The sequence below is a fragment of the Hyphomonas oceanitis genome (genome assembly GCF_036964545.1).
Taxonomy (GTDB): domain Bacteria; phylum Pseudomonadota; class Alphaproteobacteria; order Caulobacterales; family Hyphomonadaceae; genus Hyphomonas; species Hyphomonas oceanitis.
The window spans coordinates 501,123-513,272 of the sequence record NZ_JBALTL010000003.1 but is presented as its reverse complement, the minus strand read 5'-3'; the positions used below and the strand labels follow the sequence as shown (position 1 = coordinate 513,272).

The 12,150-nt window shown below is 61.4% G+C and carries 13 protein-coding genes, 1 tRNA gene and 1 pseudogene; 6 read left to right on the top strand and 9 right to left on the bottom strand.

Annotated elements, in window-relative coordinates:
* Positions 1-14: 14 nt before the first annotated feature.
* The 4 genes from V7651_RS11725 to V7651_RS11710 form a co-directional block, all read right to left on the bottom strand.
* Positions 15-491 carry a YaiI/YqxD family protein gene (locus tag V7651_RS11725; RefSeq protein WP_335613300.1) on the bottom strand — a complete coding sequence of 159 codons (477 nt, stop codon included), beginning with the start codon at positions 489-491 and terminating at the stop codon, positions 15-17.
* Positions 492-649: 158 nt separating this feature from the next.
* On the bottom strand, positions 650-892 hold the full coding sequence (locus V7651_RS11720) for a DUF1150 family protein (protein ID WP_051624820.1): 243 nt from the start codon (positions 890-892) through the stop codon (positions 650-652).
* 274 nt (positions 893-1,166) lie between these two features.
* Positions 1,167-1,242: transfer RNA gene (locus tag V7651_RS11715), tRNA-Ala, on the bottom strand.
* A 49-nt stretch (positions 1,243-1,291) separates the two neighbouring features.
* Positions 1,292-1,834 carry a TIGR02300 family protein gene (locus V7651_RS11710; protein WP_035538874.1) on the bottom strand — a complete coding sequence of 181 codons (543 nt, stop codon included), beginning with the start codon at positions 1,832-1,834 and terminating at the stop codon, positions 1,292-1,294.
* Between the two features lie 113 nt (positions 1,835-1,947).
* Between V7651_RS11710 and aroA the strand changes: the two genes are divergently transcribed.
* The 5 genes and pseudogenes from aroA (at position 1,948) to mscL (ending at position 6,961) form a co-directional block, all read left to right on the top strand.
* The gene (aroA, locus tag V7651_RS11705; RefSeq protein ID WP_335613299.1) at positions 1,948-3,276 is read left to right on the top strand and encodes a 3-phosphoshikimate 1-carboxyvinyltransferase; all 1,329 of its coding nucleotides are present in this window, start codon (positions 1,948-1,950) and stop codon (positions 3,274-3,276) included.
* Positions 3,273-3,911 (top strand): (d)CMP kinase, encoded by a 639-nt coding sequence (gene cmk / locus V7651_RS11700; RefSeq protein ID WP_335613298.1) that lies wholly within the window; start codon positions 3,273-3,275, stop codon positions 3,909-3,911. Before aroA ends, cmk begins: the two co-directional genes overlap by 4 nt.
* A gap of 132 nt (positions 3,912-4,043) precedes the next feature.
* Positions 4,044-5,723, top strand: a pseudogene (gene rpsA, locus V7651_RS11695) (30S ribosomal protein S1); the annotation flags it as partial.
* Positions 5,724-6,152: 429 nt separating this feature from the next.
* Positions 6,153-6,452 carry an integration host factor subunit beta gene (locus tag V7651_RS11690; protein WP_034736304.1) on the top strand — a complete coding sequence of 100 codons (300 nt, stop codon included), beginning with the start codon at positions 6,153-6,155 and terminating at the stop codon, positions 6,450-6,452.
* 98 nt (positions 6,453-6,550) lie between these two features.
* Entirely contained in the window at positions 6,551-6,961 is a 411-nt protein-coding gene (gene mscL / locus V7651_RS11685; RefSeq protein ID WP_035538882.1) for a large conductance mechanosensitive channel protein MscL, read from the top strand.
* A 117-nt stretch (positions 6,962-7,078) separates the two neighbouring features.
* Here the strand turns inward: mscL and V7651_RS11680 are convergent, their stop codons facing one another.
* From V7651_RS11680 to V7651_RS11660, 5 genes are read right to left on the bottom strand one after another with little or no spacing between them, the layout of a single operon-like run.
* Complete coding sequence (locus V7651_RS11680) at positions 7,079-7,699, bottom strand: HAD-IA family hydrolase (RefSeq protein WP_335613297.1); 621 nt, start codon at positions 7,697-7,699, stop codon at positions 7,079-7,081.
* A 7-nt stretch (positions 7,700-7,706) separates the two neighbouring features.
* Positions 7,707-8,426, bottom strand: coding sequence for a DUF3299 domain-containing protein (locus tag V7651_RS11675; RefSeq protein ID WP_335590427.1), 720 nt, complete (start codon positions 8,424-8,426; stop codon positions 7,707-7,709).
* 59 nt (positions 8,427-8,485) lie between these two features.
* Entirely contained in the window at positions 8,486-9,754 is a 1,269-nt protein-coding gene (locus V7651_RS11670) for an ABC transporter permease (RefSeq protein WP_335613296.1), read from the bottom strand.
* Complete coding sequence (locus V7651_RS11665) at positions 9,751-10,446, bottom strand: ABC transporter ATP-binding protein (protein ID WP_335613295.1); 696 nt, start codon at positions 10,444-10,446, stop codon at positions 9,751-9,753. The genes V7651_RS11670 and V7651_RS11665 overlap by 4 nt, the downstream gene beginning before the upstream one ends.
* An 18-nt stretch (positions 10,447-10,464) precedes the next feature.
* Complete coding sequence (locus tag V7651_RS11660) at positions 10,465-11,070, bottom strand: ZrgA family zinc uptake protein (RefSeq protein ID WP_335613294.1); 606 nt, start codon at positions 11,068-11,070, stop codon at positions 10,465-10,467.
* Positions 11,071-11,266: 196 nt separating this feature from the next.
* Here V7651_RS11660 and V7651_RS11655 point away from each other — a divergent pair, with 196 nt between their 5' ends.
* Positions 11,267-12,058, top strand: a complete 792-nt coding sequence (locus tag V7651_RS11655) for a ZIP family metal transporter (RefSeq protein ID WP_335613293.1) — start codon at positions 11,267-11,269, stop codon at positions 12,056-12,058.
* The last annotated feature ends 92 nt before the right edge of the window (positions 12,059-12,150 follow it).

The window sequence follows — 12,150 nt, the reverse complement described above, 5'->3', positions numbered from 1 at the left end:
ACGCAAGCCGTGGCCTAGGGCATACGTTTCAGCTTCACCAGCGCCTCATCAAGCGCCGAGAGGAAGCGCGACCTGTCCGCCTTGGTAAAGGGCGCCGGTCCGCCCGCCCGCGGCGTGCCTGTCTCGGCAATGCCGACGCGCAAGTCAGCGAGGATCGCCCGCGTAGCGACCGCCGCGCCAATGGAATCATCGGTAAAGGGTTTGCCCGTCGTCCCGATCACTTTCGCGCCAGCTTTCAGGCAGCGGTCGGCCAGCAAGATGTCCGCCGTGATCACGACGCTCTTGGCGTGCGCCCGCTCGGCGATCCAGTCATCTGCGGCATCAAAACCATCTGTCACGATCTGGCGTGAGAGCAGCGCCTGCTCCGGCATGCGAATATAGGAATTGGACACGAGCACAGCAGGCACGCCATGGCGTACCGCCACACGGTAGATCTCGTCCTTGACCGGACAAGCATCGCCATCAATGAAAATCTGTACGTCAGCGCTCATGCGCGCCCTTTAGCAGGTGCTGGCCCGGAATTCATCTCCCGCAGTCCATTTACACACCAGGCAAGCCGCAAATAGGCGCCAAAAGCTCTCCCCCGGCTCCTCGTAATGTCCCAAAGGCCATCGTCAAACCGGAGGAAAGCAAGGGCGATCCGCTCAGATTAGTGGACGCTGAGGGGCTTCAGGTCGTTGGCCAGCGCAGCCGCAAAGGCGGCATCACGGCCCTCGACAACCGCCAGCCGTACGCCATCGGCAGACAGGACAACAAAGAGTTCTTCGGGATCCTTGATCTGCTCCATGGCATTTGCGGGCATCAGCGTCTGCAATTCGTCAGCATCCAGGTGGCGGATGTAGACAAAGGCGTCGCTTTCAAACGGGTTCGTTTTCAGTTCGGTCGTTATCATTTTCCAATCCTTTCCGTCACAAGACAGATACCGAACGCCAGAGCCGGTTGCCGTGCCTCATGGGCGGACCCTTCGTTCAATAAGAAGGTGGGGGATCAATGTGTCCGCTTCAAGCGCCAACCTGTGGCGGAAGTGAGACAGCGTTCACACTTAAGTGAAGCTAAACGATGCTGCTGCCGCGCAGCTGCATCAGATGTTCTGTTGTAAGATCAGCCGTGAGCCCGTTCATGTGAGGCGCAAAGCGCCGATACGGAACCCACTAAAAAACCAAGAATGGTGGAGCCAGACGGAATCGAACCGACGACCTCTTGCATGCCATGCAAGCGCTCTCCCAACTGAGCTATGGCCCCAATCTCGGGAAGGGCGAGAACTAGACGCAGTGAACGCGCCTTTCAAGCCCTAATCTTCATCCTCGTCATCAAGAACGAGCGGATCATCATCGTCATCGTCCGCATCAGCGTCGATGTCGAATGTGTCGTCCTCATCATCGTCCAGGATGACGTCATCATCATCGTCATCATCGACGCCTTCTTCGGTGAATCCGGCGGGAACCTTGGCCGTCGTGCCTTCTTCCTCGTCGTCTTCGCCAGCGCCTTCCAGGATCACTTCGGCTTCTTCGCCGCCGAGTTCCTTGGCATCTTCCTCGTCGTCGATTTCGTCTTCATCATCATCTTCGATGTCGTCGTCATCGTCGCCTTTTTTCTTGCCCTTGCCTTTAACGTCGATTTCCTCGTCGTCATCATCATCGTCATCGTCGTCAGACTTGACGGCGGCGCGGGCGGCCTTGGCTTTCACTTTCGTGATCGTCGTTTTGATCACTTCGTCTTCGGGATCGAACTCATTGCCACATTTGGGGCAAACGGCCGGGCGTTTGTGCAGGTCGTAGAAGCGGGCTTCGCAGTCTGGGCAGACTTGCTTGGTTCCGAGTTTGTCTTTCGACACTGTGCGGCTCCCTCCGGAGTTTCAATGAATTTGGTCTGGCGGGCGCTTGCCATGAACGCTGCGCGCTGTCAAAGCCCCAATTCACGTTCGAACTGCTCAACTGGAATTATCCCATGGTCTGGACCAGCCGCCCTGTCTCCCGCCTGCACGGCATCCTTCGCGCCCCGGGCGACAAGTCCTGCAGCCACCGCGCCCTTATCATGGGCGGCATCGCGCACGGCACCAGCCAATTCACCGGCCTCCTGGAAGGCGACGACGTTCTGCGCACCGGCGCGGCCATGCAGGCCCTTGGCGCCACGGTCACGCGTACTGGCGCCGGGCAATGGGAGGTCACGGGCACAGGCGCGCGCGGGCTCACCTCCCCTGCTGCCCCGCTTGATTTCGGCAATTCCGGCACCGGCTCACGCCTGATGATGGGCCTGATGGCCGGCTACGCCCTCACCGTTGAACTTTGCGGCGATGCCAGCCTCAGCGCCCGCCCGATGAACCGCATCCTGACGCCCCTGCGCCAGATGGGCCTCACCGACACGGCCGAGCCGCACGGTCGCCTGCCCTTCCGCCTCACAGGCTCTGCCGCGCTTCAGGCCATCACCTATGCGCCGCCACAGGCTTCCGCCCAGATCAAATCTGCCGTGATGCTCGCGGGCCTCAATGCCCACGGCACAACGATTGTTGAAGAGGCAAAACCCACCCGCGACCACACCGAACGCATGCTGCGCGGCTTCGGCGCCGAAGTCGGCGTCACGCGCGGCGCCGGTCAGGCCCGCACCATTTCGCTCCTTGGTGGCCAGAAGCTCTCGGCCATCGAGGCGGCCATTCCGGGCGACCCGTCCTCGGCGGCCTTCCTCATCGCCGCCGGCCTCATTTCGCCGGATGGCAATGTTCTCGTGGAAGGCGTCATGTCCAACCCCACCCGGTCCGGCTTCTATGATCTCGCTGAACTCATGGGCGCCCGCCTCGGCGCCGAAGACACAGGCGACGCCGCTGGCGAACGCCTGATCGACATCCAATCCGGCAGCGCCGCCCTGATCGGTCGTAACGTCCCCGAACGCCTCGTGCCTTCCATGATCGACGAATTCCCGATCCTCGGCGTGCTCGCCGCCTTTGCAACCGGCGAAACCGTCGTCACCGGCGCCGAAGAGTTGCGCGTCAAGGAAACGGACCGTGTGAAGGCCGTGGTCGACATGCTGCGCGCCAATGGCGTCGAGGCCGAAGAGCGCGAAGACGGCTTCGTCGTCCAGGGCTGCGGCGGCCCGCCCCCCGGCGGCGGCTTGGTCGAGACCCGCCACGATCACCGCATCGCCATGAGCGCCCTGATCATGGGCACAGCCTCGCAGAAGCCTGTAAGCGTAGACGACATCTCCATGATCGACACCAGCTATCCGGAATTCCTCGCCCACATGGCGACACTGGGAGCTGATATTTCCGAGGGCGCAGCATGATCATTGCCATCGACGGAACCACGGCCTCGGGAAAAGGCACGATCGCCAAGCGGCTCGCGGCGAAATACGCCCTGCCCCACATAGATACGGGCTGCCTCTACCGCGCGACCGCCGTTGCGGCCCTGAAACAGGGCATTGCTCTCAATGACGCGGCCGGATTGCAGCAGATCGCGATAAATCTCGACCTGTCCAAATTCCGCGATTCCGACCTGCGCACAGGGGAAGCCGGCAAGGCCGCCAGCCAGGTCGCCGTTATCCCGGAAGTCCGTCAGGCCCTGTTCGAGCTGCAGCGCAGCTTCGCCACGCAGGCCGGCGGCGCCCTGCTCGATGGGCGCGATATCGGAACAGTCATTGCACCTGACGCCGATGTGAAACTCTGGGTCGATGCCAATGTCGAGCAGCGCGGCTATCGGCGCTGGAAGGAGCTGGTCGGCTTTGAGCCGGATGTGACGCTCGAAGAGGTCATCAAACAGCTCCGGATTCGCGATGAACGCGACCAGTCCCGCAAGGATGCGCCCGCTGCCATCGCGTCAGATGCTGTCTTGATAGATACGACTGATCTGACTATAGACGCCGCAGTGGAGAAGGCGATTGCAGCCGTTGAGGCCGTTCTCGCCCGTGGAAAGACCGTCTGAAGGGCCCAAAAGGCTCAAATCCAAACAAACGGTACCGCTCTGAAATGACAGACCACTCTAACGGGTCGTTCCGACGCGGGCTGCAATGGTGCAGGCCCGCCTTGAACCGTTCGCCCCGTCCCCGGAGACACAATGACTGACAAGATGAACCCAACAACCGACGATTTCGCGGCGATGTTCGAATCGTCCGCTGCCGCGGGCGCCATGCAGGAAGGCCAGGTTATCCCGGCCACTGTCATTCGCATCGAGAACGAAAACGTCCTGGTCGATATCGGCCTGAAAACCGAAGGCCGCATTCCGGTCAAGGAATTCGCCCTCGAAGACGACCAGCCGAAGCCCGGCGATATCATCGACGTGTATCTCGACCGTATCGAGAACGCCCTCGGCGATGCTGTCCTCTCGCGCGACAAGGCTCGCCGCGAAGAGCGCTGGATCAAGCTCGAGCGCAGCTTCAACAAGGAAGAGCCCGTCAAAGGTGCCATTTCCGGACGCGTCAAAGGCGGCTTCACGGTCGACCTCGGCGGCGTCAACGCCTTCCTTCCCGGCAGCCAGGTGGACATCCGCCCGGTTCGCGACGTCGGCCCGCTCATGGGCGAAGTCCAGCCGTTCGCCATCCTCAAGCTCGACCGCACACGTGGCAACATCGTTGTCTCGCGCCGCGCCATCCTTGAAGAGAGCCGCGCCGAACAGCGCGCCGAAATCGTTTCGGACATGAAAGAAGGCGACGTCCGCAAAGGTATCGTCAAGAACATCACCGATTACGGTGCGTTCGTGGACCTCGGCGGCATCGACGGCCTGCTGCACGTCACCGACATGAGCTGGAAGCGCATCAACCATCCTTCGCAGGTTGTTGAAGTCGGCCAGGAAGTCGAAGTGCAGATCGTCAAGATCAACCCTGAAACCCAGCGTATCTCGCTCGGCATGAAGCAACTCGGTTCCGACCCATGGGACGGCATCGACTCGCGTTATCCGGTCGGCGCACGCCTCAAGGGCCAGGTCACGAACATCACCGATTACGGTGCATTCGTTGAACTGGAAGACGGCGTTGAAGGCCTGATCCACGTCTCCGAAATGAGCTGGACCAAGAAGAACGTCCACCCCGGCAAGATCCTCTCGACGACCCAGGAAGTCGACGTGGAAGTGCTGGACGTCGACAGCGACAAGCGCCGCATCTCGCTCGGCCTCAAGCAGACCATGGACAATCCATGGGACGCATTCGTTGCCGAACATCCGGTCGGTTCCGAAATCGAAGGCGAAGTCCGTGGCATCACCGAGTTCGGCCTGTTCGTGGGCCTCGGTCCCGACCTGGACGGCATGGTGCACATCAATGACATCGCCTGGGACAAGTCCGGTGAGCAAGCCATTGAAGGCTTCAACAAAGGCGACATGGTCAAGGCACGCGTCCTTGACGTCGACGTCGACAAAGAGCGCATCTCGCTCGGCATCAAGCAGCTCAGCGGCGACCCGATCGCAGCCCCTGCTGATGGCGGCACAGGCCTCAAGCGTGGCTCGATCGTCACCTGCACCGTCACCGAGATCACCTCGGGCGGTATCGAAGTCGAGTTCGGCTCCCCGGCGATGAAATCCTTCATCCGCCGCTCCGACCTCAGCCGCGACCGCGCAGACCAGCGTCCAGAGCGTTTTGCTGTCGGCGACAAGGTCGACGCCAAGATCCTCACAGTCGACCGTGGCTCGCGCCGCGTGTCCCTGTCGATCAAGGCGCTCGAAATTGCTGAAGAAGCAGATGCTGTTGCCCAGTACGGTTCGGCTGATGCCGGCGCCTCGCTCGGTGATATCCTCGGCGCAGCGCTTGCCTCCTCTTCGGTCGGCAAGCCTGCCAAGGCGACATCCGAGAAGGTCGAAGCGACACCCGCTTCTTCCGACGGCATCAAGGCCGGTGACGCGTCCTCGCTCGACGAGCGCGGCCGTCTCGAAGGCCCGCAAGGCGATGCTGACGACCTGAAGCAAATCAAGGGTGTCGGTCCGGCATTCGAGAAAAAGCTGAACGAAGCCGGTATCTACCACTTCTGGCAGGTCGCTGCCCTCAATGAAGCCCAGATCGCAGAGCTTGAAGAAGAGCTCAGCGTCCAGGGCCGCATGGAGCGTGACGACTGGAAAGGCCAGGCTGAGGAATTGATGGCCTAGGCTTGCCCGGGAAGCGGCACCCGCTTCCTAAAATTGATGAAATGTTTGCGGCGGGGGCCTAGCGCTCCCGCCGCAAATACGTTTAATAACAACAACATGCTAAAGTCAGAACTCATCGCGAAGCTTGCTTCAGAATATAGCCACCTGCGCCAGGAGGATCTGGAGCGCGTGGTGAATGTGATTCTGGACGAGATTGCCGATGCCCTCGCCCGCGGTGACCGTGTTGAACTGCGTGGCTTTGGTGCCTTCTCCGTTCGCAAGCGCGACGCCCGCAAAGGCCGCAATCCGCGCACCGGCGCACCGGTCAAGGTGCCTGCCAAAGCTGTCCCCTTCTTCAAGGCCGGCAAGGAGCTGCGCGCCCGCGTCAATGGCGGCGAGGATCCCGAAGCGCGCTAGCGCCGGGCGCTTGCAAAGTCGTCGCTTGACCGCGGATTCGAATAGATCGACTAATTCTGTATTCTTTACGAAACACACAATCTGGGAAGGGGCTGGCAATGCTCAAGGAGTTCAAGGAATTTGCGATGAAGGGCAACCTCATCGACATGGCCGTCGGCTTTGTCATGGGCAGCGCTTTCGCAACTGTGGTCACGGCCTTCATCCAGGGCGTCTTCCTGCCACTTCTCGCGCCCATCATGGGCGGCATCGATCTCTCAGCGCTGAGCTACACGATCTCGCCCGCTGTCGTTGATGCTTCGGGTGAAGTGACCAAGGAAGCCGCTGTCATCGAGCTCGGAAATTTCATCGCCGCCGTGATTTCCTTCATCATCGTCGCCTTCGTCATGTTCATGATCATCAAGGGCATGAATTCGATGAAAAAGAAGGAAGAGGCCGCGCCATCAGAGCCGCCACGCCAGGAAGTTCTTCTGGAAGAAATCCGCAACCTGCTTGCAAAAGGCGCCAAATAGGCGACGCAATGCGCATTCGTAAACCGTTAGGGTTTTTTCCTTAAGGATTACGATTAGTAGAGTGCCAGGTAGAGTAAGGAGAAGGGCAGTCAGTTTGGCTGCCCTTCTTTTTTTGCCTTAGAGGCCGAGCGCCGCGACGAGGTCGTCATGCGCGCCTTCGGTAAAATGGAAGGCCTGCCAGCCAATGCTGCGCGCCGCCTCGACATTCTCCGCCATGTCATCGACCAGCAGCATGTGCGCGCCCGGCATGCCAAGCTCCTGCTCCAGATGGCGGAAATAGTCCGTGTCAGGCTTGGCAACGCGCATCCGGCCAGCCGCAAAGATCCGGTCCATGTGCCGCTCAAAGCCCATATCGGATTCAATGAATGCCGTGCGGTGGATCTCGTTATTGGTGGCCATGACATTGGCTATGCCCCGCTGACGCAGCTGCGCGACCATGGCCAGTACATCCGCGTCCGGCAGGGCGTCGCTTGTGAACCAATAGTCGAGGATCTCCCCTTCCCGGCCCACTGCGCCATTCACAGCCGCCCATTCGGTCACGAGTTCCTTCAGGCAGGCCTCTCCGACCATGGCCTTCTGGAACCGTCCCTGAAAGAGAAAGCTGCTGAACGAGTCCAACGACAGGCCAAGATCCTCGGCAAAGCCACGCGACCAGGCAAAGACGCCATCCTGAACATTCCGGTTCAGCACGCCGTCAAAATCCCAGGCGACGACCCGTATGTCTTCAGGTCTGATCATGTCGGCCTCAGTATTCGTATTTTGTCAGGCTCGTCATCTCGATCGTATAGGCCGCATCGGCCAGATCGGAATTCTGCGTCTGCGTCCGGATCGTGCCTTCGATCCAGACCGCCTGCGCCAGATCCTTCAGCTTGATCGGCGTATCGGTCTTCACGAAAATCGTCTGGTTCGGTGGTGGCGGCGGGGCGTGGATACAGGCGCCGAAATACGGCACCAGCAGGAATTGCGTGATCTCAGCCTTCGAGCCGTATTCGAACGGCACCGTATAGCCTGGGATGCGCACCTTCACACCATCAAGCGCGGCGACCGTATTGAACGTGCCGATCTGCATCGCGGTGTCGGCAGCAGAGCCTTCGGCAATCGGCGATCCGGAATAGAGCGAGGCCATCTGTGACTGGTACATCTGGGCGAGGCGCTCCTCCTCCCCTTCCGGCATCAGGTCTTCCCAGCCAATACTGCGGATGCCGCGCGCCTTGAGTTCAGCTTCGATACGGGCCTCCTCGACCGCCTTGGCGACGATGGAGGCATCCTTCTCGGCCTTCTTCTCTGCGGCCTTGGCGGCCTGCTCGGCGTCGCTCTCACCAATCTTGTCGCCCACTTTGGGACCGGCATCAGAGGTGGAGGTCGCGGCGGCTGGCGCGGCAGGCGTTTCCGGCTCAGCGGTTTGGCCACATGCCGTGACAAGAGTCACAAGCAGGGCGGCGGATAGGATCTGGATCGTTTTCATGGGTCTCAACTTAAACTCCAGCTGCTGGCAGGACCAGACGGTTTGAGCGGTTCATTCAGTCACACTTTCACGGACAGGCCATCGGCCAGCGACCGGCGGAAGGCCGCCCAGGCCGGCACCATGCCGATCAGCAGCGAGGCCAGCGTCACCGCCAGCAATGTATAAAGGTCTGTCAGCCCCGGCCCTGTCCCGGCCAGCGACACGCCATAGCGCGCTTCCACCATCGGCCCGGCCACCAGCAGGATCGCGTGGATCAGCACAATGCCGATCACGGCCCCCAGGAAACCGACCAGGCCTGCCTCAAGCACGAGCAGGCTGAAAATATGCCCCGGCCGCGCGCCGACCGCTCGCAGGATCGACATTTCACGCCGCCGCTCATTCAGGCTCGTCAGGATGGAGGTCAGGATCGACACCAGCCCCACCGCAATCACGAACACGGACACGGCCATCAGCGCCCGTTCTGCAAAGGCCGTCACGCTCCACAGCTCGGCCAGCGCCTCGCCCGGGATGATCGCCATCAGCGGCTCGCCCTTGTTTGTATTGATCGCCCGACGCGTCGTCAGGATGGTCCCCTTGCGCTCAAGGCCGACAAAGAAGGCCGTAATGGTCTTCGGTGTCAGGTCGAAACTGCGGATCATCTTCTCGTCGATCGTGTCCGCAAGCGGATTCTTCGCGCCGGTCTCCCAGCCAACATGGATCGCGGTGATCGCCTCCAGCGAGACATGCACCGTGCGGTCCACCGGCGTGCCGGTTGGCGCCAGAATGCCGACGACGCGGAAGGGCCGGTTCTCGTGCCCCGCACCAAGGCTCGCGGCACCTAGCCCATGGCTCAGCACAAGCGGTGTGCCGATCTCATAGCCAAGCTCACGTGCCACATCGGCGCCAATCACGGCATCAAACAGGTCGCTGAATTCCGCGCCTTCGGCGAGCTTCAGGGGCTGCCCCCGCCCATATTTGTAATGGACGAAATAGTCATTCGTCGTGCCAAGCACCCGGAAACCGCGATGGCTGTCGCCCAGCGAGATCGGCACCGTCCAGGCCACATCCGGCCTGTCGGCAATTTTCTGATAGGTCGGCCACGAGACTTCCGCTGTCGCATTGCCCATCCGGAACACCGAGTAGAGCAGCAGGTTTACACTGCCGGTCGGCGCGCCGACAATCAGGTCTGTGCCCGAAATCGTGTTGCCAAAGCCTTCGCGCGCGCCGGTCCGCGCCTTGTCGACACCGAGGAAGAGCGCCACCGAGAGCGCCACCGCCACAAGCGTCAGGATCACCGACCCCTTGCGGTTCATCAGGCTCTTCCAGGCGAGAGAAAGAATGGCGCTCATGCCTTCACCCCGGCGCGGTTGATCTCCGCCAGGTCCACCGCCCGGTCAAACAGGCGCGCCAACGACGCATCATGGCTCACGAACAAGAGCGCGGCCCCAGTGCGGGCCGCCTCTTCCGACAGGAGGGTGATGAACCGGTCCCGCGCATCGGCATCGAGCGCGGAGGTTGGTTCATCTGCGATCACGATCTCCGGTGCACCGATCAAGGCTCTGGCCGCCGCCACGCGCTGTTGCTGACCGACAGAGAGATCAGACACGCGCCGCTCAAGCAGGGTCTCATCCGTCAGGCCAAGCCGCCCAAGCAGGCGCTTCGCCTCTTCCTCCGCGTCTCCGCCAACCGCCTTGCGCCGCGCCGCCGAGAATTTCAGCGGCAGCGTCACGTTCCCGACGACCGAGAGATAAGGCACCAGATTGAACATCTGGAAGATCACGCCGAGATGGTCGGCCCGCATCCGGTCGCGGGCAGAACTGGAAAGGGACGCCAGATCCTGCCCCAGCACGCTGACCTTGCCCGCATCAGCCTCCAGCACGCCCGCAATCACGCCCAGCAGTGTCGACTTGCCAGAGCCGGACGGCCCGCGCAGGAACAGCCGCTCGCCACGCGCCAGCGTGAAGGCGGGCACATCGAGCACGGGCGCATTGCCCTTCCACGCAAAGCGCAGGCCGTCGATCTGTATGGCAAGATCAGTCATGCGTGCCGCTTCGAAGGTTTAACGGGTGGCCAGTTCGGGATTGCCCGGGGTCAGCACAGCCGCTGTCTGGGAGTCAGGACCAACGAAGACCGCATCAACGGTCTCAAAGCCCGAAAACTCGGAGAAGGCATTGAGGCGAACGCCGTCCAGCTTGTCGAGGTTGCTGCAGGTGAACTCGAGGGTCAGCGTCAGGCCGCTATGATCGCCCACCGTGCGGGTCTGGATATGGCGGTTGCCTTCCGTGCAGTCGGCGCCGCCCTGGAAACTGACAAGCTTGTCGCCAATACCGGTGCTGACTTCCAGCGCATCGGTGTCGCCTTCGCCGAGGCCGAAATTGGCCAGCGGCGCATCAAGCGTAACGGTCACCAGATCGCCATCAATGGCAACAGCGAACTCACCGGCGCCATGAACATGTGCCTCACCCCCTGCGGATGCGGTCTCTTCTGCCTCGGGAACCTCAGGCGTTTCCGGAACGGCTGATTCACCCTCCATATTCTCGGGCGCTTCGACGGAGGGAACTTCCGGCGCGGCAGGCGGCGTTTCCGCTTTCTTGCTGCAACCCGCCAGCGCGAGGGCTGGAACAGTCAAAATAAGGCACAGGGCCACACGCGGTGAAGTGAACATGAAGAGGGGCCTCCTGGCGCCGTAATGAGGGGAAATTGCGCGAACCGCAAATTTGTACTCGCGATTTGCATAATGAGACTATATAACATTTTTCCACAAGGCCGCATTACCGTTTTTCGCTGCAGCATCGCCTATTCTGTTCATTTTCTGGCCCTGCGCGGCCCACCGAGACCGCTTTCCACCCATGCTCCAGTCCATGCAGGCCCCTCTTTTCTTCGGCTTGATTGCCGCCTTTGTGACGACGATCGGCCTGCTCGCCGTTGCCGCGCGTGGCGACTGGAGCGCGCGCCATTCCGGTCTGTTCGCGCTCGCCGCCGGCGGCATGCTGGTCACGCTCAGCATCCTTCATATCACGCCCGAAGCCTTCGCGCTCAGCCCGCATGCCCCCGGCCTGATCCTGTCGGGCTTCCTCGGCGGTCTGCTCATGAGCTTCCTTGTCCGCGTGATATTTCCCGAAGGCGGAGAGGAAAGCCATGCCGCGGCCGCAACGCCGGTGCTGGCAATCGCGCTCCACTCGTTCATCGATGGCATCGTTTATTCGGTGACTTTCGCGGCCAGCTTTTCATCCGGCGTCTATGCCGCGTCCTCGCTCTTGCTTCACAAGTTTCCCGAAGGCGTGATCGCCTTCGCCATCCTGCGTCGGCATGGTTTCGCCAACCGTCAGGCGTTCTTTTTTGCCTTCCTCGCGGCGGCTGCCACGACCCCGCTGGGTGTCATTGCCTCGGCGCCCTTCATGTACGGACTGGGCTCTGAAACCATTGGCAACCTCTTCGCCATTTCAGCCGGGCTGCTCCTCTATGTCGCCACCGGACCGCTGATGGAGCCGCTGAAGGAAGAACCGCCCCTGCGCAGTTTCCTGTCGCTCGGCGCAGGTGTCGCCATCGCCGTCGCAATTGCGAGCCTGCCCTTCCATCGTCACAGCCATGCCCTGAACGAAACGCTCTTTCATAATCACGACCCCGCGCACATCCACCCGCTCAGCGATTGACGTATCGGCCTTTCCGGGCTGCAATCAGACCTGCTGAACTGATAGAGCGCGCTAGCATCGGCATGGCCTTTGCAACGTCGTCTCCACTTCAG